Origin of the sequence: Ornithinimicrobium jinqii (assembly GCF_045032595.1) — a bacterium.
In the GTDB taxonomy this organism is placed as follows: Bacteria; Actinomycetota; Actinomycetes; order Actinomycetales; family Dermatophilaceae; genus Ornithinicoccus.
Window position 1 is genome coordinate 71,949 of the sequence record NZ_JBJFZS010000020.1, and the last position, 24,023, is coordinate 95,971.

The 24,023-nt window shown below is 71.3% G+C and carries 18 protein-coding genes and 1 pseudogene; 6 read left to right on the forward strand and 13 right to left on the reverse strand.

Features of this window, described 5'->3' with window-relative positions; genetic code table 11:
- The first annotated feature begins 69 nt into the window (after positions 1-69).
- A complete protein-coding gene (locus ACI3ET_RS09640; protein ID WP_405032814.1) occupies positions 70-1,794 on the forward strand; it encodes a hypothetical protein in 1,725 nt (574 codons plus the stop codon).
- Here the strand turns inward: ACI3ET_RS09640 and ACI3ET_RS09645 are convergent.
- Positions 1,780-3,141 (reverse strand): adenylate/guanylate cyclase domain-containing protein, encoded by a 1,362-nt coding sequence (locus ACI3ET_RS09645; protein WP_405032815.1) that lies wholly within the window; start codon positions 3,139-3,141, stop codon positions 1,780-1,782. The two genes, ACI3ET_RS09640 and ACI3ET_RS09645, sit on opposite strands and share 15 nt — an antisense overlap.
- Before the next feature lie 173 nt (positions 3,142-3,314).
- On the opposite strand from ACI3ET_RS09645, the gene ACI3ET_RS09650 reads away from it, so the two are divergent.
- Positions 3,315-4,787 carry a DUF5129 domain-containing protein gene (locus ACI3ET_RS09650; RefSeq protein WP_405032816.1) on the forward strand — a complete coding sequence of 491 codons (1,473 nt, stop codon included), beginning with the start codon at positions 3,315-3,317 and terminating at the stop codon, positions 4,785-4,787.
- 66 nt (positions 4,788-4,853) lie between these two features.
- Here the strand turns inward: ACI3ET_RS09650 and ACI3ET_RS09655 are convergent, their stop codons facing one another.
- Positions 4,854-6,251: a hypothetical protein gene (locus ACI3ET_RS09655; protein ID WP_405032818.1), complete on the reverse strand. Its 1,398-nt coding sequence runs from the start codon at positions 6,249-6,251 to the stop codon at positions 4,854-4,856.
- A 46-nt stretch (positions 6,252-6,297) separates the two neighbouring features.
- Here ACI3ET_RS09655 and ACI3ET_RS09660 point away from each other — a divergent pair, with 46 nt between their 5' ends.
- A complete protein-coding gene (locus ACI3ET_RS09660; RefSeq protein ID WP_405032819.1) occupies positions 6,298-7,203 on the forward strand; it encodes an NAD(P)-dependent oxidoreductase in 906 nt (301 codons plus the stop codon).
- Positions 7,204-7,326: 123 nt separating this feature from the next.
- Here ACI3ET_RS09660 and ACI3ET_RS09665 read toward each other — a convergent pair whose 3' ends face one another.
- The 4 genes from ACI3ET_RS09665 to uidA form a co-directional block, all read right to left on the reverse strand.
- Positions 7,327-8,388, reverse strand: a complete 1,062-nt coding sequence (locus tag ACI3ET_RS09665) for a zinc-dependent alcohol dehydrogenase (RefSeq protein WP_405032820.1) — start codon at positions 8,386-8,388, stop codon at positions 7,327-7,329.
- Positions 8,389-8,482: 94 nt separating this feature from the next.
- On the reverse strand, positions 8,483-9,985 hold the full coding sequence (locus ACI3ET_RS09670) for a mannitol dehydrogenase family protein (protein WP_405032821.1): 1,503 nt from the start codon (positions 9,983-9,985) through the stop codon (positions 8,483-8,485).
- A gap of 111 nt (positions 9,986-10,096) precedes the next feature.
- Positions 10,097-11,245, reverse strand: a complete 1,149-nt coding sequence (locus ACI3ET_RS09675; protein ID WP_405032822.1) for a 6-phosphofructokinase — start codon at positions 11,243-11,245, stop codon at positions 10,097-10,099.
- Between the two features lie 63 nt (positions 11,246-11,308).
- A complete protein-coding gene (uidA, locus tag ACI3ET_RS09680; RefSeq protein WP_405032823.1) occupies positions 11,309-13,081 on the reverse strand; it encodes a beta-glucuronidase in 1,773 nt (590 codons plus the stop codon).
- Between the two features lie 78 nt (positions 13,082-13,159).
- On the opposite strand from uidA, the gene ACI3ET_RS09685 reads away from it, so the two are divergent.
- Positions 13,160-14,089, forward strand: a complete 930-nt coding sequence (locus ACI3ET_RS09685; protein ID WP_405032824.1) for an acyl-CoA thioesterase — start codon at positions 13,160-13,162, stop codon at positions 14,087-14,089.
- A 130-nt stretch (positions 14,090-14,219) separates the two neighbouring features.
- Positions 14,220-15,767 carry an SLC13 family permease gene (locus ACI3ET_RS09690; RefSeq protein ID WP_405032825.1) on the forward strand — a complete coding sequence of 516 codons (1,548 nt, stop codon included), beginning with the start codon at positions 14,220-14,222 and terminating at the stop codon, positions 15,765-15,767.
- Positions 15,768-15,781: 14 nt separating this feature from the next.
- Here the strand turns inward: ACI3ET_RS09690 and ACI3ET_RS09695 are convergent, their stop codons facing one another.
- From ACI3ET_RS09695 to ACI3ET_RS09725, 7 genes and pseudogenes are all read right to left on the reverse strand, one after another.
- Positions 15,782-17,869, reverse strand: a complete 2,088-nt coding sequence (locus tag ACI3ET_RS09695) for an LTA synthase family protein (protein ID WP_405032827.1) — start codon at positions 17,867-17,869, stop codon at positions 15,782-15,784.
- 227 nt (positions 17,870-18,096) lie between these two features.
- Positions 18,097-19,547: pseudogene (locus tag ACI3ET_RS09700) on the reverse strand (FAD-binding oxidoreductase).
- A gap of 98 nt (positions 19,548-19,645) precedes the next feature.
- The gene (locus ACI3ET_RS09705; RefSeq protein WP_405032828.1) at positions 19,646-21,088 is read right to left on the reverse strand and encodes a phage tail sheath family protein; all 1,443 of its coding nucleotides are present in this window, start codon (positions 21,086-21,088) and stop codon (positions 19,646-19,648) included.
- A 53-nt stretch (positions 21,089-21,141) separates the two neighbouring features.
- Positions 21,142-22,275 carry a N(5)-(carboxyethyl)ornithine synthase gene (locus ACI3ET_RS09710; RefSeq protein ID WP_405032829.1) on the reverse strand — a complete coding sequence of 378 codons (1,134 nt, stop codon included), beginning with the start codon at positions 22,273-22,275 and terminating at the stop codon, positions 21,142-21,144.
- Between the two features lie 29 nt (positions 22,276-22,304).
- Complete coding sequence (locus ACI3ET_RS09715; RefSeq protein WP_405032830.1) at positions 22,305-22,439, reverse strand: hypothetical protein; 135 nt, start codon at positions 22,437-22,439, stop codon at positions 22,305-22,307.
- A 117-nt stretch (positions 22,440-22,556) separates the two neighbouring features.
- Complete coding sequence (locus ACI3ET_RS09720) at positions 22,557-22,694, reverse strand: hypothetical protein (protein ID WP_405032831.1); 138 nt, start codon at positions 22,692-22,694, stop codon at positions 22,557-22,559.
- An 11-nt stretch (positions 22,695-22,705) separates the two neighbouring features.
- On the reverse strand, positions 22,706-23,053 hold the full coding sequence (locus tag ACI3ET_RS09725) for a hypothetical protein (protein ID WP_405032832.1): 348 nt from the start codon (positions 23,051-23,053) through the stop codon (positions 22,706-22,708).
- 226 nt (positions 23,054-23,279) lie between these two features.
- On the opposite strand from ACI3ET_RS09725, the gene ACI3ET_RS09730 reads away from it, so the two are divergent.
- Positions 23,280-23,897 carry a Uma2 family endonuclease gene (locus ACI3ET_RS09730; RefSeq protein WP_405032833.1) on the forward strand — a complete coding sequence of 206 codons (618 nt, stop codon included), beginning with the start codon at positions 23,280-23,282 and terminating at the stop codon, positions 23,895-23,897.
- Positions 23,898-24,023 lie beyond the last annotated feature (126 nt).

The window sequence follows — 24,023 nt, forward strand, 5'->3', positions numbered from 1 at the left end:
CTGCCACGCACCGGAGACGCCACCATGGAGGTCTCCGCAGACTGCGGAGATCCGGTGCGCGGAGGCGTCATGGCCGATCTGCTGGTGGACGACGAGGAGGGTTCGACGCCGGTCGCCGATGGTGCCTCGAGACCGCCAGGGACACGCGAGCGCCTGCGATCTGGTCTCGACCTGAGGCTGCAGAGGATCCTGACGCCGCACCTCATCGCCCCCGTCAGGTGGGCCCTCCTCGCGGGTCAGGTGCTCGCTCTCCTGCTGTGCGTGGTCCTAGCCACCGGATGGTGGGGCCCGACCGAGGTGGACCGGATCGTCGGGGCGACATACCGCCCCTGGCAGGCGCTCCTCACGATGGTCGCCCTCGGGACCATTGCGGTCGCCGTCAGCATCGCCTCCAGTCGGTCCCGCGGGTGGCGCCGGGCCGCGCTGTTCGTGGCCGGTCTCGTGGTGACCCTCCTGGCTGTCGCAGCGCTGCCGTCGTCCGGGTGGGGACGGGCAGCGGCCGTCGTCGGGACGGGCTGCACGGTGCTCGCCCTCTCGCTGCCGGCCCGTGGGCGGGTGCTGGAGGCCACCCGATGCCTCCTCGCCTCCGTGCCGTTCGTCGCTGCGGTCGTCGCCGCCGTCGTCCTCGGCTCCGACGTCGACCGGGCGCTGTCCGCCCTGCGGGCCGACCAGCTCGCCGTCTCCTCTGCTCTGGCCCTGTCCCTGCTCGCCATCTTTGCCGCGGCGACGGCCCTCGAAGAACACCGCGAGCGGACGGAGACCCTGCTGACCTGGCGCATCGGCACCCGAGCGGTCGTCCTGGCCGCGTGCGCCAAGGTGGTCCTCCTCCTCGCCCTCTACCGGCAACTCACGGGCGGCTTCCTCGGTGGCGAGGATTACTGGCAGCACCGCCTCGACCAGCCGCTGTCCTGGCTGCACGCAGTGCTGGTCGCCGGCCTCGTCACCACGGTGGCGCTGGTCAGCCGCTACCGACCCCTGGAGGGCGGACGCTTCGCGACGCGGATGCTCGTCCTCACGATGCTGCTGGGGGTCATGCACGTCGTCGCGCTGATGACCGTCGTCCTGGCGACCGCCGTGGGGGTCATCGGGCCGCTGGCCGACCCCGCGCCGTTGTTCGGTCCGGCCGACTGGCTCATCGACCACGTCGTGGTCCTGCAGCTCGCCGGTGTGATGGTCCTGCTCGCCGCCGCCATCTGGTCGCTGCGCGGCCGTCGGCCCCTGACGACGGGTGTCTACCTGTGGCTCGTCGCCGGCGTCTGGCTGGGTCCGGCCCTGGCCGGGATCGAGTTCACCGACGCCGACGACCCGGCCGCCTGGGCGGCCCCGGGCCAGGTGGACACGGTCCTGACCCTCACCGTCCTCGTGATCGTCCTCCTGCCCGCGGCGCGGCGGGTGTCCCGTCGCGCCCTCATGGTGCTGCTCGTCGTCCCGGTCGTCGTCCTCCACCTCGGCATGTTCTGGCCGGACGGCTGGACCCGCCCCACGCTGCAGCTGGTCGTCGTTGCCGCGGCGGCCGCGTCGTTGTGGCTCAACCCCCCACCCGTGTATGCCGATCGCCGCCGGAACGAGCGGGTCCGTGCCCTGCTGGTCGCGCGGACGGTGTCGATCCTCGTGCTCTACCTCTACCTCTTCACCGACCCGGCCCTCGACGACCAGGTGAGCACGACGACCACCCTGGCCTGGCTCTGGCTCGGTGTGCCGCTGGCCGCCGTCCTCACGGCCCGGGTCGGGGCGTCCGGAACGCGACGGCGCTCACAGTCCGCGAGCTCCGCCCAGGGGTCAGTCACCGTCTGAAGGAGACCCGCCCGCCACCTCGACGGCGAGCACCTCCCACGTCCCGGGCACCCCGGCGAACGTGTGCTCACCGTGCGGCACGAGCGTCCGGCCGGACCCCAGGACGAGGTCCCGGACCGTGCCGGTGACGAGCACCTCCCCCGCCCTGCCCAGCGCCGCCACCCGGGCCGCCACGTGCACGGCCACCCCCCGCACGGCGCCGTCCACGCGAACCACCTCGCCGGTGTGCAGTCCTGCGCGGATCTCGGTCCCGTGCTCGTGCAGGTGCTGGCTCATGGCCACCGCGCAGGTGATCGCCCGGCTGGGCAGCTCGAACGTGGCGAGGAAGCCGTCCCCCGCGGTGTCGACCTCCGTCCCGCCGTGGCGGGCCAGCAGGCGCCGCACCTCCTGGTTGTGCCACTCGAGAAGCTCGCGCCAGCGCCGGTCGCCGAGGGCGGCCGCCCGCGCCGTCGAGCCGACGACGTCCGTGACCAGCATCGTGGACACGACGCGGTCCCCGTCGGCCCCCGTGCGCGTGCCGGCCACGAACTCCTCCACCTCGTCCATCAACGCGTCGGTGTCTCCGAAGAACGCTGCCAGCTCGTCGCCGGGCACCTCGACGTAGCGCCCGTCGGGCAGCTCCTCGGCGACCCAACGGACCACCGCGGCGGGGATGAACTCGCTCCCGGCCCGGTGCAGGACGAGCACCGGGACCCGGACGTCGTGGAGCAGGCCGCGCACGTCCACGTCGAGGAGCGTGCGCAGCAGCCCGGCAGCCGTGTTCGGAGTGGCCGACATCCGCTCCCACCGGCGCCACCATGCCATCACGCGGGGCTCCCGGCTGGCCGTCGGCGCGATCCACTGCAGCAGCTGGCCGGACCCCCAGGCACCGTGCTCGACCGAGTCCGCGAGACGCTCCAGCACCGCCGCTTCCAGCCCTGCCGGGTGGCCGGGCCGCGGGACGGCGGACGCGAGCGCCTCGCCCAGCACCAGCGCCTCGACCCGCTCGGGGTGCCGAGCGGCCAGCGCAAGGGCGACGGCTGCCTTGTCCAGCCACCCGACGACGACCGCACGGCTGCTGCCTGCGGCGTCGAGGACGGCCAGCAGGTCGGGGAAGAGGTCGTCCAGCGCCGGTGCTCCGGTGGGCCGGTCCGACATCCCGGTGCCTCTTCCGTCGTAGAGGATCAGCCGGCCCAGGCTCGCGAGCCGCTCGAGGAAGTGCACCGTCTCCGGCAGCTCCCAGAGCAGCTCCAGGTGCGAGACCCAGCCGATCCCGACGACGATGTCCCGGGTGCCGCTGCCCACGGTCTGGAACGCGATGTCCACGGTGCCCGAGCGGGCATACCGCGTCTGGTCAGGAGTCAGCACCGGACCCCACCAGGTCGTTCACGAACGCGCGCATGAGCACAGCGTGCCAGAACCACGGCTCGCGACGACCCCGCACCGCTCCTGGTCCTGCGTCGGTGGAACCATGGACGCACGTGGCCGCGTCGCAGCCACGATCGTGGGCCGACCCTCGGCCGCGGAGAGGAGCTCGGGGTATGTCGATCCGTCAGCGGGTGCTCGTCGGGGGCGCAGCGACGCTCGGGGTGGTGGGGGCCAGCGTGGGCTGGTTCCTCGTGGGCGCACCGGAGCACGCGGCGACCGAGGTGCAGGTGGAGGACACCGCCCAGATCCTCTTCCAGCCGGACCTCCTCGCGGGGATCGAGGACGTCCGGTTCCACGAGCCGACGACGGTGGCGGTGTTCAGCCACCGGGGTGGGCAGCAGGCCCTCACCGACGACCTTGCTCTCAACGACGCCGTCCTGGAGCACGCCCGCGAGAACCGGACCGACTGGCTGAGCGAGGACGAGCAGAAGTGGGCCGACGGTCTCTTCGTCTTCGCCGTCGACCCCGAGGGACGCCTGGTCGGGACCTACTTCGGCGAGGACCGCAAGGTCGGCGAGGACGCCCAGCTGGCCATCCAGGACGCCGCCAAGGACGACTTCCGCGCCGGCCGGTGGACCGAGGGGTCCGTCGCCGGCGTCGAGGCGGCCGCCGACCGGATGAACGCCCCGCTCATCCGGCGACCCGGCGGGATGGTCGCCGCGGGCGCGGCGTCGCTGGTCACGCTGGCGGGGGCCGGCACCTTCCTGGGCATCGGGATGCACCGGGCCCGCAAGAGCCGCCGGAGCCGGTCGGCCGGCGACACGGCGATGGCCAGCGTCGTGCGCGACTACGAGGTGACCGAGCTGCACGCCCGGCTGATCCCGGAGGACTCGCGCTACGGCGGGCTGATGCTGCGGCGCTACGACGACTACACCCGCGGCTTCCGGGAGCTGACGGACCTGGGCAACGAGGCGCGCGGCATACGCGAGAAGGACTACGACACACCGGAGGTGGTGGAGCGGCTCGCCGCCTACGAGGAGAAGGCGACGTCCCTGGACAACCTCGACGACGTCATCGCCGACACCGCGGCGTTCCTCAACCGCGACCACACGTGGGTCGAGGCCTGGAACCGGCAGGTCGACCCGGTGCGCGAGGACCTCGAGGGCGTCGAACCCCTCCTGGAGAAGGAGCTGCCCGAGGAGATGCGTGGCCTGCGGGAGGCGCAGAAACTACGCGAGTTCGCCTCCGAGGCACTGGCCGGGCTGGACCGCCTGCGCGGTGACCTGGAGCATCGCAGGGTCGTCCCCGACGACGCCCTGGACCACCTGCGCACCACCCGTGACCGGCTCAGCGAGCGGCTCGACGCGCTCGCCGGGGCCGTGGCGCGCGAGTTCGGGGAGGACGAGGACGAGCGCGAGACGATGGAGAAGGCCATGCGCGCGCAGCGCGAGCGGCGGATCTCCGAGCCCACGATCATCGCGACGGCCTACCCCACCTGGATGTGGTTCGGGTCGAGCTCGTTCGTGTCCGGCTGGTCGACCGGCAAGAGCGAGGTGGAGCAGTCGCGCTCCAGCTCCTCCGGCGGGTCCTCCGGCTACAGCGGTGGGGGGAGCTTCAGCGGGGCGGGGAGCTCGTCACGCTTCTGACGGGAGCCCACGCCTGGGCTGCAGGGCTCCCAGGCTGTCGCCTCCGCGGGGTGGACAAGTCCCGGCCTACCCCTCGATGACCCCCGCCTCGGCCAGCTGCGCCGACAGGAGCGCGACGTCGTGACCGAGCGGGGTGGGCCGCAGCTGCCCACCCTCGCGGCGCCAGACCCCCGTGTCGTCCATCTCGTGCAGCGCCCGCCGCAGCAGGCGGTCGCTCGCGGTCCGCCAGGTCCGCCCCTCCCCCGGACCGGCGTAGGGGTTGCGCGGGCTCTGCCACCACCAGTCCTCCAGGTCGTCCAGCGGGAGGGTATGCCGTGCCGGGTCGAGCAGGTGGACGAGGGCGCCGACCACCGCGTGCACGTAGAGGGGCTCCGTGTGGATGAGCAGGGAGGCCAGCAGCATCACGCCCAGGTGGCGCCACTCCTCGTCCGACCGGGGCTCGGCCCCTACGGCGACGGCCCTCCGGCCCTCGATGGCGAGCAGGCCCGCCTCCAGGGACGGCAGCCAGAGCCGGTCGAGCGGTCGGCAGTCGGCCGCGCTGCGGAAGGAGTCCCGTGCCGCGGTCGAGAGCAGCTCTTCCGACCGCAGGGGCAGGTCCAGCTGGTCGCCCGCGGCGTCCCACAGCTGCTGCTCGCCCCGCTCCCACTCCCAGAGCCCGAGCACGTCATACACCTCCCGGGCGGGTGCCAGGCGCAGGACCTCCTTGGGGGTCACCTCCTTGCCCCGACCGACCCACTCGGCGAGGCGCCGGCACTGCTGCACGAAGGGTGAGCTGCGCACCCCGGCCGCGACCTCGGTCAGGTCGGCGAACGGGATGATGCCGCTGTCGTCGGCCAGCCCCCAGGGGTCGTCGTCGTCGACGACGTCCCCGTCGCCGAGCTCGCCGTCCCCCAGGGCACCGGCCAACAGCTCGGTCGCCGCGATCCCCCGCAGGCTGCCCTGGTGCGCCGACGGCGACGAGAGCGCGTGCCGCTGGTCCTGGGGCAGGGCGTTCCACGCCTCGACGATCTGCTGGAGACGCTGGTTGGCCTCCTCCACCGACGCGACCCCCTCGAGCGACAGGCCGATGCTCTCGCCGAACTCGATCAGCGACTTCGTGGCCCCGTGACGCGAGGGGTCCGCACAGGCTGCCGGCATCGCCTGCGCCGCCCGCCTTGCCTCCTTGGTCAGCGCGCGCGGGTCGGCCGACGACGAGGCCATCCGGCCGGTTCCGCGCAGGAACCGCCAGAAGCTGTCCAGCGTGGCGACGAGCCGCTCCACGTCGGGCTCGCCGGAGGGCCCGTGCGAGGGCCAGCGCACCAGCATGAGGTGCTCGGCGCTGCCGGCCGGCCAGTCCTGCGGAGCGGTTGCGTCGTGGAAGTCGCGCAGCTCAAGGACCGTCTGAAGGAGGTCACGGTCCAGCGGCTGCCTGCGCTTCTCAGCCCAGGCGACGGCATGACGGATGAGCAGCTCGTGTTGGTCCACGCAGACATCCTCGCCCACCGACCCTCTCAGGAGCGAGGATGACCCCATGGGAAACGATCCGGAGAAGACCCCCACCATCGGCTTTCTGGGCCTGGGCCCGATGGGGCTGCCGATGGCCCGGGCCCTGGCAGAGGGCGGCTTCGAGGTGGTCGCCTGGAATCGTCACCCGGAGCGGGTCGACGACCTGGCCCGCACGACCGACCGCGCGGTCGTGCCCGCCTCCTGCCCACGAGAGGTGTCCGAGCGGACGGACGCGGTGATCTCGATGCTGCCCGACCTGCCGCAGCTGGTGGACCGCCTCGATGGCCCCGACGGTCTTCTCGCCGGATGGTCGAGGCGAACGGCCCCCGGCCAGCAGCCGTTGCTGGTCGTGATGAGCACGGTCAGCCCGGTTGCCGTCGTCGAGCTGGGCGGTCGACTCGCTCGAGAGGGAGTCCGGCTCGTCGACGCACCGGTCAGCGGCGGTCCGACCGGTGCGCACGAGCGGACCCTGTCGATCATGGTCGGGGGTGCGGTCGAGGACGTCGAGTCGCTCACCCCCGGACTGCGCACGATGGGGTCCACCGTGCGACACATGGGGCAGCTCGGTGCCGGGTCGCTGACCAAGGCCTGCAACCAGGCGGTGGTGGCCGCCACCCTCGCGGGACTGGGCGAGGCCCTGCGCCTGGCTCGTGCGGGTGGACTGGATCTGGACAGCGTGCTGGAGATCCTCGACGGGGGGCTGGCGGGTTCGACGGCCCTCCGACTCAAGAGGGAGCGCTACCTGTCCGACGACTTCACCGGTGGAGGCAGCTGCCGGAACCAGCTCAAGGACCTGGGCTTCGTCCTGGAGTCGGGACGCCGGTACGACCTGGATCAGCCCGTCTCCCGGCTGACGCACCAGCTCTACGCCCGCCTCGTCGAGGACGGCGACGGCGAGCTGGACCACTCAGCAGTGCTGAAGGCCTTCTGAGGCGATGAGGAGTGCGACCACCGTGTCGGCCCGCAGCACCCCGCCTCCGCGCCTCGGGCGGGGAGACTCGTGCACGTCGTCAGGACCGCCCGACGGATCGGGACGGACGCACGTTCGCGGTGGTCAGCTCGGCGCCCCCGCAGGTCCGGGAGGAGTGTCGTCGAAACGGACCAGCACCTTGCCCGGGTCCGGCTGCTCCCCGGCGAGGTCGAGGAAGGCCTGTGGCGCCTGCTCCGGCGAGACCACCCGTGAGACGAGGGGAGCGGCCTGTCCGTGGTGCTCTCCCAGCCAGGCCGCGGCGTCCGCAAAGTCCTGAGCCGCGTAGGTGAAGGATCCGCGGATCACGCGCTCCCCCGTGCTCACCGCATACGCCGGGATTGTCACGGTCGGGGAGGCCATCCCCACGAGGACGACGGTCCCGCCCAGAGACGTAGCCCGCAGGGCGTCGGCGAGCGTGGAGGTCATCCCCACCGCGTCCAGGGTGAGCGCGACCTGTCCGCCCGCCACCTGCTGGGCCTGCTCGGCGACGTCCCCGTCCGTCGGGGAGATCGTCTGTGCCCCCAGCTCTCGACAGAGGTCGCGTCGCCTGCTGTCTGGCTCCGAGACGACCGCACGGTCGACGCCGGCCATCCGCAGCGCAAGGATGAGGGACTGACCGATGGGTCCCCCACCGAGGATCAGAACGGGTTCCCCCGGCGCAGGGTCGCCCAGGCGGACCGCGTGCACGGCCACGGCGAGAGGCTCCACCAGTGCCCCGAGGTGCACCGGCATCGATGGCGCGAGAAGCACGACGTTGCGGTCCGGCACGACCACGTAGTCGGCGAACGCCGCCTGACGTTCTGCGGCGACCCCGATGACCAGCTTGCGAGGGCAGTGCTGCTCACGTCCGGCGTAGGTGCTCAGGTCGCTCTCCGGCAGCACGACGGGGTTGAGCGTCGCCGCTGCGCCGAGGGGGAAGCGGTCGGTGTCCACGCCGTCCCCGACCGCAGCCACATGCCCCGCCGTCTCGTGGCCCATGACCTGCCCAGGATGCCGGCGGCCGTTCTCCCCGGTGAATCCATGGATGTCGGATCCGCAGATCCCGGTCGCGGTCACCCGCAGGAGGACGTCTCCTGGACCCGGGGAGGGACGGGGAACGTCAGCGACCTCCATCCGGTGGTAGTCGGTCATGGTCAGGGCCCGCATGGCGTCTCCAGGGTCGGGGTGGCTGGGGTGGAAGCTCGACCTGGGGAACCTACCAACCCAGGTCCAGCGCGAGAACGATCTGCCGACCCGCCGGTCACTCCACGGGGCCGGACCGGAGGGCCAGCGCCCGTCGGACACCAGCTTCGACGCCTTCCTCGACGATCAGCGAGTGCAGGTCGGCGACGGTGTCGAGCCACGGGCCGGCGGGAGCGAGGCTGGTTCCGAACGCTCCGCCCGTGAGGACGGCGCGGACCAGCTCGTGGCTGCCCGGGTACGCGGCCCCGAGCCGACGATAGCGCTCGGCCGAAGGGTCCTCGGGCACGGTGCGCCCGGCCACCCCGGTGGACGGTGGTCCGGTGAACACCCTGACGAAGCTGGCCGCCAGCAGGGCGAGCCCGGCAGGGACAGAGCCTCGGTCGTGATGGTGCAGCACGGGCTCCACGATGCGGATCGGCAGCTTGAGGGAACCGTCGGAGGCGACCTGGGCCGTGCGGTGCCCGACCTCGACGTTGCTGAAGCGCGTGAACAGCTGCTCGACGTACCGGTCGATGTCCAGCCCCGGGGGCGGCTCGAAGGTGGGGAGCATCTCGTGCCGGATCACGTGGGCCGCCACGGCGCGGACGCTCGGGTGACGGGTCAGCGAGTCGGCGATCAGCTCCTCCCCCAGCAGCAGTCCCAGGTAGGCCAGCAGGGAGTTCGTGGTGTTGACGAGCCTCAGCTTCAGAAGCTCGTAGGGAAGGACGTCGTCGACAAAGGTCACTCCCGCCTTCTCCCAGGCGGGCCGCCCTCCGGGGAAGTCGTCCTGCATCACCCACATCGAGAAGGGTTCGGCAGGCACGGGTGCCGCGTCGTGCAGGGTGGTGAGGTCTCGGACCATCTCGGTGTGCCGAGGCTCCGTCGCCGGGACGATCCGGTCGACCATCGTGCACGGGAAGCCGACCGAGTCACGAAGCCAGGCCAGGAGGTCGTCCTGGCCGGGGACCCTCTCCAGGATCTCGGTCACGACAGCGCGGAGCACACGCCCGTTCCCCGACACGTTGTCGCAGCTCACCACCGAGATCGGTCGACCGCCCTCACGGAAACGAGCGTCGAGACCCCGCGCCAGCAGGTCGATCACCCACGGCGTGCCGTCCCCGACGTCCTCTCCGGTGTCGTGCCCCCGGAGACCGCCCGGGGGTCGGTAGCCCTTCTCGGTGATCGTCAACGTCACCACGCGGATGTCAGGGTGCGAGACGAGGTCGACCACCCTCTCCGGCTCCTCGGCCATCACCAGGGTCTCCAGGTGCAGGTCGAGCACCTCGACTCGCGGGCCGTCGGCGTCGAGCGTGACCACGCTGTACCGGCCGCCCTGCGCAGTCATGGCGTCCACCACCCGTCGGGACCGGTTCGCGACGCCCACGATCCCCCACGGGCCGGGTTCGGTGTCCAGGGCTCTGGCCGTGTAGACGGCCTGGTGGGCCCGGTGGAAGTTGCCGAGGCCCAGATGGAGGATGCCGGCCACCGCAGGGCGACGACGAGGGAGGACCTGTGGCGCCTCAGCTGGTCGGTCCACGCCCATGACCTCCTCGAGACCCGTGAGCCGCTCGTGTTGGTCCACGTGCCCATCCTCGCCCACCACGCCCCGGACGGATGCGCCGCGCGGAGGGTTCGGGTCAGTGCGACGGGTTCGGGTGCGCCTGGGCACCCAGGTCCTCCGCGGCACCGTCCTCTAGTAGAGGAACATCGGCTTGCCGCGCACGTGCCGCACCATCGGGCGGTAGTTCGTGGCGTCGTACAGCTCGCCGACGTCGACCCGCTTGACGCCCTCGCCGGTCACCGAGATCGGCACGCTGCTGTAGCTGCCGTTGCGCAGCGCGACCATCCGCCCGGTCGAGCCGTCCAGCGCCAGGTCGGCGGCCATGACCGCGTAGTTGGTGGCGACCATGAGGTCGAGGGAGTCCGGGCTGCCGGAGCGCATGAGGTAGCCGACCTGCTGGTAGATGATGTCCTCCCCGGTCCGCTCCTTGATGAGCTCACCGGTCACCTGCCCGATGCCGCCCAGCTTGCGGTGGCCGTAGGCGTCGGCCTCGCCGGACAGCATCATGTCGCCGCCGGTGAGCGTGGCCCCCTCGGAGATCGTCACCATCGCGTAGTTGGACGGGTTTGCTGCCTTGTCGGAGAGAAGCAGTTCGCAGACGCGGTCGAGGTCGAACGGCACCTCGGGGATCAGCGCCCGGTCCACCCCGGCGAGGTATGCCGTGATCAGCGAGGTCTCGCCGGAGTAGCGGCCGAACAGCTCGACGACGGCGATCCGTTCGTGCGACCCCGTGGAGGTGCGCAGGTTGTGGATGAACTGGACGCCGCGGGTGACCGCCGTCGAGAACCCGATGCAGTAGTCGGTGCCGTTGACGTCGTTGTCCATCGTCTTGGGGATCGCGATGGTCGGAACGCCCTCCTCGTGCATCCGCAGCCCGTAGGACAGGGTGTCGTCACCGCCGATCGGGATCAGCACGTCGATGCCGGCCGCCTCGATCACCCCCAGCACGTGGGAGGTGAGGTCGTGCGGGCCGTCACCGCTGACCGAGCCGGCCAGGAAGCCCGGCACGTCGCTCGTGCGGACCCGCCCCGGGTTGGTGCGCGAGCTGTGCAGGAAGGTGCCGCCCGTGCGGTCGACGGTGCGGACCGCCACCGGGTCGAGCTCGACCAGGTGCTCGGACACCGACGCGGGGTCGTCGAGGTCGGTGCTGAGCAGTCCGCCCCACCCTCGTCGGATGCCGGTGACCTGGTGCCCCTGCTCGTGCACCCGGTTGACCACGGCCTTGATACAGGGATTGAGGCCCGGGACGTCACCGCCGCCGGTGAGGATGCCTATGCGCACGTCGCTTCTCCTCCTGCTGTGCCGGTCAGGACCGGTCGGCAGTGGCCGGTCTGGTGGTGCGCCTCAGGCTAGCGGAGGGCCCGTCCACCTCCGCCGCAGCAGGTGCGCCACGGCCTTGGGGCGGCGGTCCCGCGTGAACGCCCCCTTCTTGTTGCCGTCCGCCCGCATGAACCCGGCAGCCGTCTGGAAGTCGGCGAAGTTCCACAGGTGCTCACCGACCACCGCGTCGCACCCGTCGAAAGCCTCGTGCGTCATGGTGACGAGGTCCACCTGGTACTCCTCGGTCCACAGCGACGGGGTCAGGGCGTGCAGGCCGGCCAGGGTGTCGGCGCCGTACTCGGTGACGATGATCGGCTTGCCGTCCTGCGCCCACCGCGCCAGCTCCTCGTCGAGCCGGCGGCGCGCGACCTCCAGCTCACCGGGGAAGGCGTACCACCCGTAGTAGCGGTTGATCATGACCAGGTCGGCCAGCGGGGTCACGCGGCACGCTCCGGCTGGTGCGAGCATGACGTTGGCGAACCCGACCGGCCGGGTCGGGTCGGCCTCCCGGGCGACCCGGAACAGGGGCTCGAAGTAGCGCTCCGCCTCCACGGTGTCCGACTCGGGCTCGTTGGCGATCGACCAGACGACGACCGAGGGCCGGTTCTTGTCCCGGGCGATGAGCTCCCGGATCTCCCGCTCGTGCGCGCGCTGAGTCTCCTCCCCGATCCGCTCCTCGGAGAACGTCCCGCTCCCGGCCAGGCCTCCCGCGTTGAGAGCCAGGTTGAGACCGACCGCGGGCGTCTCGTCGATGACGACCCAGCCGTGCGCGTCGGCGTGGTCCATCACCTCCTCGCTGTAGGGGTAGTGCGAGGTGCGGAAGGAGTTGGCCCCGACCCACCGCAGCAGCTCGAAGTCGTGCACCATCGATACGGCGTCCTGGCCCTTGCCGAGCACCAGGTGGTCCTCGTGCATGCCGAAACCCCGGAAGTAGAACGGCTCGCCGTTGATGAGGAACTGCGTCCCGCGGACCTCGACCGTGCGGATCCCGACCTTCTGCACGTAGACGTCCTGCTCGTCCCCGCCGGTGGCCGTGATCACGAGGTCGTACTGGTAGCCCTCCCCCGGCCGCCACGGGTGCACGTCGTCGATCCGCAGCTGGCCGGGGGCGCCGGCCCCCGAGGCGACGGTCCGACCGTCCGCGTCGCGGAGCTCGACCCCGACCTCAGCGGTGCCACCGCCGACCGCGACGTCGTAGCCCACCGTGCCGGTCGACCCGTCCAGCCCGGTCGTCACCGTGACGTCGCTGACGTGCAGGTGCGGTGTGCAGCCGAGGACGACCGGCCGGTGCAGACCCGCGTAGTTGAAGAAGTCGTGGAAGTAGCGCTGCCGAGGGCCCGCGTCGGTCTCCTCGACGTAGCCCGGTGGGATGGTCTGCCACGACAGCCGGTTGTCCACCGCCACGGTCACCGTGACCGGCTCCCCCGCCGTGACATGCTCCGTGACGTCCGCCTCGAAGGGCAGGTATCCGCCGACGTGGCTGACCACCTCCGCGTCGCCCACCCAGACCGTCGCTGCGTGCGTCGCCGACCCGAACCGCAGCACCACCCGCTGGCCCCGCCAGCCCCGCGGGACGCGCGTCGTGGTCTGGTACCAGACCTCCCCCACGTAGTCGAACAGCTCCGCGTCGGGGACGACCTCGTTGAAGCTCGCGGGCACCGGCATGTCCCGCGCCCCGGCCAGCGGCGCGGCATACCAGCGCTCGGCCCTGCCCACCCCGTCCGGGTCGGTGCGAAAGCTCCAGATGCCGTCGAGGCTCTTCAGCTCGCGGGTGGGGCTCTCCTGGGGACGCAGCATGTCGCTCCCTCGTCGCAGCGGTGGGTCTCTCGAGACGACCGTAGCCCGGTTCGGGAGGCCGCGGCATACCCTGACCTCGTGCCCGACCCCGAGATCACGCTGCGCTTCCTCGCTGCGCCCACCGACGCCGGCCAGTCCGGGAGCGTGAGCGCCGGGCGGGTGCTGGAGTGGATCGACAAGGCGGGGTATGCCGCTGCCGCCCGGTGGAGCGGCGGGTACACCGTCACCGCCTACGTCGGCAACGTGCGGTTCAGCCGGCCGGTGGAGGTGGGCGACCTCGTGGAGGCGCGGGCCCGGGTCATCCTCACGGGCCGCTCCAGCATGCACATCACCGTGCAGGTGAGCTCGGGACCGCCGACCACCGGCGGGCTGGAGCCGGCGACGCAGTGCCTGATGATCTTCGTCGCCGTCGACGGCCAGGGCCGGCCGACGCCGGTGCCGCCGCTGGAGCCGCGGTCGATGGAGGAGCGGCTGCTGGCCGGGTGGGCCGAGCGCCGCAAGGAGCTGCGCGACCAGGTGCAGGCGGCGATGGAGCGGCAGACCTACAGCGACGCGGGCACGGCGCCGCGCGAGGTGCTGCGCTTCCTGGCGGCGCCGGCCGACGTCAACTGGGGCGGCAAGGTGCACGGCGGCATCGTCATGCGCTGGATCGACGAGGCCGCGCACGTCCTCGTGACCCGGTGGACCGCCAACCCCTCCAACGTGGCGATCTTCACCGGGGGCGTGCGCTTCTACCAGCCGCTGCGCATCGGCGACCTGGTCGAGGTGGAGGCCCGGCTGCTGCACACCGGCGAGCACGCGGTCCACGTCGGCGTCCACGTCCGCTCCGGGGACCCGGCGACGGGCGAGCTGCAGCTGACGACGTTCTGCCGGACCGTGTTCGTCGTCCTCGACGAGGAGCGGCGCGCGCTGCCTACCCCGCGGTGGGTGCCGGTCAGCGAGGAAGACGAAGACCTCGACGTGCTCGCCGTCGAGCTGGTGACGATCCGGGAGCGGTTCGGGGACTGACGTCCCGCGGCGCTCACGCGTGCTGGGGTGATGCCTTCACAGCATCAATCCAGTATCAGTTGGCCCTTTATCCCTCTCTATGACCAGCCCTACGGTGACAAGAACGTCCATCGACATCACCGAGGCTGCCATGACGACGACCCCCACCACCGCCCCCACCAGGCCCGCCGCCACGAACACCCCACCGGGTGACTCCTTCGACCCGGCAGGACCGCGACGGTGGTGGCTGCTCGCGCTCGGGCCAGCAGCCGGCCTGCTCCTGGCCGTCCTGCTGCCGGACTCGCTCTCCCTCGAGGGCCGCGCCGTCGCCGGATGCGCGCTGTGGATGGCGATCTGGTGGATGACCGAGGCGGCACCGATCCCGGTCACCTCGCTGCTGCCGCTCGTGCTGTTCCCCCTGTTCGGCATGGCGCCGCTCAAGGACGTGGCTGCCCCCTACGCCGACTCGGTGGTCTTCCTGGTCATGGGAGGCGTCATTCTCGGGCTGGCGACCGAGAGGTCGAACCTGCACCTGCGGATCGCGCTCCTGACGATCCGGAGCGTCGGCACGCGGCCCGCCCAGATCGTGCTCGGCCTGATGCTGTCCTCGGCGTTCATCTCCGCGTGGGTGTCCAACACCGCGACGGCGGTCATCATGGTGCCGATCGCCGTCTCGGTGCTGCAGCTCGTGCGGCGGGTCGACGCCGCCTCGGCAGGGCCCAAGTTCGCCGCCTCGATGCTGCTGGGCGTGGCCTACGGCGTGACGATCGGCTCGACCGCCACCCTCATCGGTCAGCCGCCGATGGCGCTGATGAAGGCCTACCTCGCCGACGCCCATGCCGTCGACCTCCAGTTCGGGCAGTGGATGCTCGTCGGCGTGCCGTGGGCCCTGCTCATGCTGCTCATCGCCTGGGTGGTCCTGACGAAGGTCGTCTTCCGCTCGGAGGTCGACGAGATCCCGGGCGGGGCGGAGATGATCCGCGGTGAGCTGACCCTGCTGGGCCGGATGACGACCCCGGAGCGTCGGGTGGCGTGGATCTTCGCCACCGCCATCTTCTTCTGGGTCGTCGTGCCCTTCATCGCCGACGTGCCGGCGGTGCAGTCCGCCGTCCCGTTCATCGCCAACATCTCGGACCCGCAGGTTGCCATGGCGGCCGCCATCGCCACCTTCCTGGTCCCGGCCGAGCGCCGATCGGTCGACCCGAGCGGTACCCCCCTGCTGCGGTGGTCTTCGGCCAAGGAGATCCCCTGGGGGCTGCTGCTCCTCTTCGGCGGCGGTCTCTCTCTCTCGGCGATGTTCTCCACCACCGGTCTGAGCGCCTGGATCGGCGAGCAGGTCGCTGGGCTCGGGGGGTGGCCACCGGTGCTCATCCTGGTCGTCGTGGCCGTCGTCGGGCTGGGCCTAACCGAGCTGACGTCCAACACCGCGACGGCAGCGGCGTTCTTCCCGATCTTCGGCGCGGTCGCCGTCGGCATCGGCATGGACCCGCTGCTCATGATCATCGCGGTGACGCTGGCCGTGTGCTCGGCCTACATGCTCCCGGTCGCCACACCTTCCAACGCCGTCGCCTTCGGCTCCGGCGAGGTGTCGATCACGCAGATGGTGCGGGCCGGGGTCTGGCTCAACCTCATCTCGCTGGGTCTCATCACCGTGATGCTCTACACACTCGTCCCGCTGGTCTTCGGCGTCGGCCTCTGACCGCCCGCGAACCTCTACCGCTCCACGACGCTTCGGTAGTAGTCGTGGTCCAGGATCATGGTGGAGTAGTAGAACTGACGGTCGATCTCGTCCGAGATGGTCTGCCGGTAGTCGTCCGGCACCTCCTGTCCGTCACGGGGGGTGAACTCCCGGGTGATGCTGTTGTAGCGCCCCTGGTCCGTGAGGAAGCTGCGGTTGCTGAAGATGACGAGGGGCTCGGCGTCGGAGAAGGCGTCCCTGCCCATGAGCAGCCGCGAGTCGAACTCCAGCCCCATGAGGTTGGAGATGGTGGGGATGATGTCCAGGCTGGACACCGGCCGGTCGACGGTCTCGGGCTCCATGCCCTCGGCGTAGATGAGCAGGCTGTTGCGGTACAGCTCGAAGTCGCTGTCCACTTCATGGCCGGCCAGGTCCTCGATCTCCTCCGTCGTCAGGCCGTAGGGGTAGTGGTCGGAGCTCAGGACGATGAGGGTCCGGTCCGCGACCCCTGCCTCCTCCAGTCTCTCCAGGAGGAGCTCCAGCGCCCGGTCCAGCTCGATCTGCGTGGCCAGGTAGGCCTTGCCCGCCTCCGTGTACGGCAGGTCCTCGACGAGGTCCCGGTTCTTGGCGGCGATGAAGTTCCCGCCGAAGTTGTACTCCAGGTGCCCGCTGACCGTCATGTAGTAGGCGTGGAAGGGCTCGTCCTGGAGGACCTCGGCCGTGGTCACGTCGATCATCTCGATGTCCGAGGACGGCCAGGTGGGGGTCACCTCCAGTCCGTTGCCCACCCCCCGGTAGTCGTACCCCAGGTTGGGGTGGGAGACGTCGCGCCGGTAGTAGTCGTAGGTGTGGTTGTGGAAGGCGTCGGTCTCATAGCCCAGCCGCCGCAGCTGGTTGCCCATGGTAAACGGCAGGGAGTTCTCCCCCGACTGGTACATGCTCCAGACCCCGCTCTTGGGGATGAGGCCGGTCGTAGCCACATACTCGCCGTCCGAGGTGCTGACGCCCCAGATGGGGGTGTAGAAGTCGGTGAAGTTGAACCCCTCGTGGGTCATCTTGTAGAGCGTGGGCGTGAGGACGGGGTCCACGGCGAGGTGGGAGTATCCCTCGGCGGTGAGGAAGACGAGGTTGTATCCCTCGAAGAGGCCGGTGTGCTCGTTCGTGCTGGTCGGTTCGCGCGTGCTGAAGTACTGGTGCATGGTGCGCAGCTCCTCACTGTCCGCGTCGGCGAGGAGCTGCTCGAAGTCGATGTCCAGAACGTTCTTCTCCGCGACCGCCGGCGCCGTCGCAGGGGGCTCGGCCCCGTCCCCTGAGGTCTCGTCCCCTGACGTCTCCGCGGCATCGTCCGCAGGGGTCGTGGTGTCCCCCGCCGCCGTTGGGGTCGGCGGGGGCGCCACCGGTGGCGGGGGCAGCTCTCGTTCGAACCCGAGGATGTTGCGCTGCAGGTCGACCCGCATGCTCGTCACCAGCCCCAGCCGGTTCACCGACGCCACGGGATGCTGTTCCCGGTAGTACATGGCGTAGGCGCTGTTCTGCTCCTTGTCCCCCAGGTTGATCGCGGCCACGGCTGCGACGAACAGGACCACGAGCAGTCCGGCTGTGACGCCTCTCTGCCTCCACGTGACCCGCGGCCGGTCACGGACCCTGAGTCTGGACACCAGGAACAGGAGAAGCGGCACCGCCAGGAGAAGGAGCCATCCGGCGTGCTCCCGGACCTTGCCCAGGATGTCGCCGCTGAACTCGGCCACCTGGCCGGCATTGGTGGCGGAGAAGACGGTGTAGAAGGTCTTGAAGATGTCGTAGTAGATGAACTGGGACATGAACAGCAGCGTGATGAACGCCAGGCACAGGGCCACCACCACATCACGGGCCAGCCCGACGAAGAGGCCCGCGACCAGAGACACCAGGAGCGCGGTGACACCCGCGAAGAGGGCGGCGTAGAGCAGTCCGACGGTGAAGAACGGGGCGTCGGTCTGCACCCGCAGGATGACCTCCAGGTAGAGCACCGCGGCCAGGAGAAAACCCGGCAGGGCCAGCCCTGTCGCGCCAGCGCGCTCCTCGCTGCGCTGACGTCCTTGCACGGGTCGTGGTTCTGCACCACCCGGCGTCGTCGCCGTCTCCATCCAGCCACGGTACGGGGTGGGACGACGAAGTCCGTGCAGTGCAGGTCCGCGTGCCGCACATGCAGCAGCTCAGCCCGTCCCGTCCCGCCGGCCGACCTGTTGCACGCGCTGCGCATGCTTCTATGCTTGGAGCATGTCGAACGCCCGCCTGGCCCGGACAGCCTCTCAGTACTGCCGGGTCGCGGAGCTCTGAGCGCGCACGCCCTTTCCCCTCGTGCCACACCCCCTCACCCGAACCGCGCGGAGAAGCTGTTCTGGAACCGCATACCCGGGTCGTAGCGCCGCTTCACGGCGAAGAACTCCTCCAGGCGCGGGTATGCCTGCACGACCTGTTCCTTCGTGTAGTGCTGCTGGTAGGGCAGGTAGAACGTTCCACCCAGCTCCAGCGACGTCGCGACGAGCGCCCGTGTCAGGGACGCCATGTCCTCGTTGCCCGCGTCGCTGACCCCCTGGCTCAGGTAGAGGACCACGGAGAACCGCTCCCCCTGTGCGTAGTCGAGCAGGATGTCCTCGCGGTGGACCGACCGGATCGAGGCGCTGAGCAGCTGCGCGTCGTGCGCACCCAGCTGTGCCCGCAGCTCGTCCAGGAACGGCACGATCTGGTCGTGCGGCAGGAAGTACTCGTGCAGCACGTCGGTGTACTGCGGCAGCCGGTTCTGCAGGAACCCCAGGCTCTCGTACATCGCCTGGTTGCGCGCGACCATGCACGCCTCCCTCTCGCGCAGCGCCTCGTTGCGCGACTGCACGCACCCGCGCACGCGCGGCAGCACGTGACGCTGCGCCGCCCACTTCAGCCGCTGCCCCGTGTCGCCGGTCCGGGCCAGGTTAAGGACGAGCCGGCTCGTCCGGTCCGACGCCCGCGCCCTCAGCGGCGGGACCGGCTCGTCGGTGCCGGTCCGCTCGTAGGTGTAGACGATCGCCTCCTGCAGCAGGCTGCCCGGCGACGTGGACAGGTGCGTGTAGGTCAGCCGCACCGCGTCGTCACCCCCCATCTGCGCGGCGAAGACCTCCGGGAAGTCGCGGTGCTCGACGACCCGGCTGCGCAGCCGGTACATCTCGCTCTCGACCAGCTCCAGCTCGACGTCCAGCACCACGCCGAAGAGCCCGTAGCCACCCACGACCGCCCCGAACAGCTCGGGCTGCTGGTCCGGACCGACGCGGTGCACGGCGCCGTCGGCGAGCATCACCCGCAGCGAGCGGATCGTCGACGACAAGCTCCCGGCGCGGAAGTCCATCCCGTGGGCGTTGACGGAGACCGTGCCCCCGACGCTGAGCACGTCGACGCTCGGCATGGTCGCGACCGACAGCCCGACCGGGTGCACCGCCTCCAGCACCTGGTGCCACGTCGCGCCTGCACGGTCGCGGTCCGCCCGGCCTCGTCGACGCTGACCGCGTCCAGGCCGCGCATGTCCACCACCAACCCACCCGGGTATGACGCCTGCCCGCCCAGGGCGTGCTGCGTGCCGCCCACGGAGACGACCAGGTCGTGCTCCTCGGCGTAGGCCAGCGCGGACCGGACCCCGGCCTCGTCACGCGGACGCGCCACGCCGAACACGGGGGTGCGGGTCAGGCAGCCCGCGTCCGTCACCGTGCCGCCGCGCTGGGCCAGACCGCCGGGGTATGCCGTCGCGCCCGGCTCCCCCGACCACAGCGCCCACTGCGGTCCGGGCGAGGACATGGCCGGCCGGTCAGCTCGCCGTCACGGTGGTCATGGCCCATTGAACACCCCACCGGACCCGGGGCACGGCGATCTTGCCGGCTGCGCGAGCGGGCCCGTCAGGGCTCGTCCGGGTAAGGCGGGGGCCGACGGAGGCGGACATGCTGCCCCTGCCACCGCACCTCGACCCCGCGCTCGCGGGCGAGCCGCTCGAGGAGGTAGCCCACCTCCAGGTTCGCGTACCGGTCGTGGGAGCTGCCCACCTCGGTCCGCCGGCCGAACAGCGCGTCGGCCTCGTCCAGCAGCAGCACCGCCCCCGACCGCTCCGCCTCGTCGAGCAGCCGGGTGAGATTCTTCTCCGTCTCGCCGATGTACCTCGACACCACCTGGCCCAGGTCGACCCGGTGCACCGCGGTCCGCGCTGCGCCGACCGGCTTGACCGGCCGGACCACGGGGACCGGACCGGGTGACGCCGGCGGCATACCTGCCTGCAGACGGAGCGTGTGTGCGTCGAACTCGCCCGGCTTGACCGGCGCCAGCCACAGCGTGAGCACCAGGTGACCCGCGAGCACGTCGGCCTCGGTCATCGTCTCCCCCGGCCCGCACCGCACCCCGTAGGCGTGCTCCGCCTTGGTGCCCTGCAGCGCACCCTGCAGCCACAGCCGGTGCAGGAAGTCGTCGGTGAGCTGGCGCACGCGCGCCCACAGGGCCGCGTCGTTGGGCTCGCTCCCGACGAAGCCCAGCCCGACGGTCAGGGAGGCGAGCACGTGGTCGGTGAGCCGCCGCACGTTGAGGTAGCGCGAGGCCGGCTCGACCGCCTCCCCGCCGGCGAGGGTGCGCGCCCCCCAGACCAGCTGGCCCCGGCCCGGGAGCTCGCGCAGCGCGTTGACCCCGGCCTGGGTGAGGCGTTCGCTCTCCCGGGAGCCCAGCGCCTCGGCAAGCCCGTCCACCCCGCGCAGCTGCACGCCCGCCGGGGTCTTCCACACCCCACGCTCGGCGTCGGTGCGCGCGAGGACCCCGGCGACCGCCCCGGACGGCGGCACCGTCACGCCGTCGGTGACGACCCAGGGGTGGTATGCCGCAGCGCGATCCCGGTGCTCGGTCACCTGCCGAAGGGCGGTCTCGGTCCCGGGGCCCCAGGGGCCCGGCGGCAGGTCGAGCACCAGGACCGCTCCGTATGCCGCGCACCGGGTCAGCGCCGCCCGCACCTGGTCGAGGTGGGCGCAGGTGAGGCCGGGCAGGGCCAGCACGGTGATCCCGGAGCCGTCGAGCGCGTGCACGCCTCCTGGCCCCTCGGGCGGCACCAGCTCGTCGGGCGGCGGACCGGCCGCCCGGACGACCACGGCACTGCGGCCGCCGTTGGCGAAGAACAGGTCGACCGCGTGGCCGAGCGGACGGTCCGCGTCGAGGCTGGGGCCGAAGGTGACGTGGTAGTCCCCCGCGCTGGTGACGGTCACGGGGGTGTCGACGGGCCCGGCGTCCGCGGCGCCGACGAAGCCGGTGACGGACGTGGGCAGGGGCTCGACGGGGGCACCGGCGGTGCTGGGTGCGGAGTGCGGCATACGCCATTGAAGCGCCCCCGGGCGTTCCGCGCAGGGACCGGACCTACCGGGACCTACGTGGTCGCAGCGTCGGCCGGGCCTGGGTGCGGGTACGCCTCCGCGCGGCCCTGGAACGCCAGGATGGCCGGGTTGCGGATCTCGCCGTCCTGGATCTCGATGGCGCGGCCGATCGTCGGGTCGGCCTTCCACGCCTCCGGTCCTGACAGGACCGTGCGCAGGTGCGGCAGCAGCCCCGCACTGATCTCCCACGTCGCCGAGTTCCACAGGTAGGACGGGGTGTGGTCCACGGCGTAGTAGGTGATGTTGTCGCCCACGACGAAGGTGGGTTGCTCGAACGTCGTCGGCCGGGCCCAGCTGAAGCCCATGCCCTCGTCGCACGACACGTCGACGATGAGGCTCCCCGGCCGGAACAGCGCCAGGTCCTCCTCGGTGAGGAAGGTCCACGGGGCCGCGGTGTCCTGCAGCACGCAGTTGACGACGATGTCGTTCTCTGCGAGGTAGGAGGCCAGGGGGACGGGGCCGTGGTTGGTGACGACGGTCGTCAGGTCCGGGTCCTCGTCCTGGTCTACGTGGACGATCTCGACGGAGTGGATCGGGGACGCGACGGCGGCGACCTTGCGATGGGTGAGCACCCGGACGTCGGTGACGCCGAGGGCGCTCAACGCCGTCACCGCACCTCGGGCCGTCGCGCCGAAGCCGATGACGACGGCACGCCGCTTCGGGCCGTAGCTGCCGGTCGAGCCGATGAGCTCGAGCGAGTGCAGCACCGAGCAGTAGCCGGCCAGCTCGTTGTTCAGGTGGAAGACGTGGAGCAGGAAGCCTCCGCTGCGGGACCAGTGGTTCATCGCCTCGAAGGCGATGAGGGTCTGGCGCCGGTCGATGGCCTGCTGGGTGAGCGCGGTGTCCTGGACGCAGTGCGGCCAGCCCCAGACGATCTGCCCGTGGCGGAGCTCGGCGAGGTCCTCGGCCTGCACCTTGGGCAGGAGGATGACGTCGCACTCGGCGATCAGCTCGGCGCGGGACCGGACCCCGCCGACCAGACCGGCAAGCGTCCCGTCGGACACCCCGAACGGGACGCCGTATCCCTCCTCGAGGAAGATCCGGGAGCGCAGGTCGTCGTCGACCTCGTGCAGGTGCTCCGGGTGGATCGGGAGCCGGCGCTCGTTCTCCTTGCGGGAGTGAGCCATCACCCCCACCGTGAGCAGGGGGCCCAAGGTCAGCGCTTCTTGGGGTGGAGGGTGGTCTCGACGGCGGAGGTGTGGTCGGACTTGGCCCGCTTGTCCGCCCGCTTCTCCTTGATCGACTTGCCGGACTTCTTGGACTGCGAGTTGCGCGGAGACTTGTCTGACATGGCCTGCCCCTTTGCTGAGGAGACCGGAACGGTCTCGCTGCCCAGGAGCCTACGCCCTGCCCTCAGGGTGAGGTACAGCGAGACCCCGAGGGTCGCCTGCCCCGCAGCCTGTGCCCGTCACCCCGACGGGCGGCTCCGCCCGGCCTGACGCCGTCGCACCTGCGCGACGGCCCGCCGCACGGCCAGCCACCGCAGCAGGAGGAACACGGGGATCGCCACGGCGGCGATCAGCAGGATCGTCCAGATGTCGTCCACGAGCGGCGCCCTCAGACGCTCTCGTCCAGGCTGTGGATGCTCGTGCCGTCCGCGTCGACGGTCATGAGCACCGGCTCGGTGGCCGTGCCACCGCGCACGACGACCACGGTCTCACCCCGGTGGCGGTCGACGATGTCGCGGAGACCGTCCGACCCGTCCTCGAGGAGGCCGTCGGCACTGTGGCAGGGGACGCCCAGGTCCTCCGCCAGCGTCTCGACCGGGCCGGTGTCGGGGACGTCCTCGGCGGCATACACCGCCTGGACGCGCTCCCGGTAGAGCTCGGCGGCCAGCCACGTCACGTCACCCAGCCCGAGAGGCGTCACGACGATGATGCGGGCGGCGCGCTGGAGGTCGCTCATGGGTCGACTGTATGCCGTTCACGCTCGGTCGGTAGGTGCGCAGCTACGCGACGACCCTCAAGAGCATGGCCAGCCCGCGGAGATCGGGTTGGCGACCCTTGAGGCGTTGGACGGGTCGGCACCAGCGGTTCAGGTCCGGCGATCGCGTCCTGTGGACAACCGCGATCGACCCCCGCCCCTCGTGCCAGCCTGGCGAGCATGACCGGGGAGGGACACAATGACGGGTATGCAGCTGCTCACCGACCGCGCCGACGCGTTCCGGGTGGGTCGGGCCGAGTTCGAGGCGATCAGGGACCGGCCGCTCGACAGGGACCGCTACGAGCTGCTCGACGGTGAGGTGCTGGTGACGCCCTCACCCAGCCCGGTGCACCAGGAGATCGTCAGCGAGCTCACCGCTCTCCTCCGTCCCTTGGTCCCGCCGCACTGGTCCGTGCTCTCAGGACCGCTCGACGTGGAACTCCCGACGGACGACGGCGACACGGTCTTGCAGCCCGACCTCTTGATCGCTCATCGGGACCGGTTGACTGCCAAGGGTCACGACGGCCCGCCGGTCCTGGTGGTCGAGGTTCTCTCCCCCACGACGTGGCAGCGTGACCTCGGCGTCAAGATGGCCGCCTACGCCCAGGCCGGCGTGCCGCACTACTGGGTCGTGGCGCCGACGACGTGCTCGATCACGATCTACGAGCTCGGCCCCGATGGGGCGTACGCCGAACGACACCACGCCGAGGGCGCACAACGGGTGGGGGTGACCACGCCCGTCGAGGTCGTCCTCAGCCCGGCGGGTCTGCTCGGCCCGGTCACGCCTCAAGGGGAGGACCGGAGCCAGACGCACAGGGCCGACTGAGGACCATGGTGGTCCAAGGTGACCCTCGAGGCTGTCCTGGTGGCCGCACCCCTGTCCACGTGCCGGACGCCTGAGGACGACCTCGCCCTCCCGGAGGTGCCCTCCTCGGCCGGGGGGCGCCCGGAT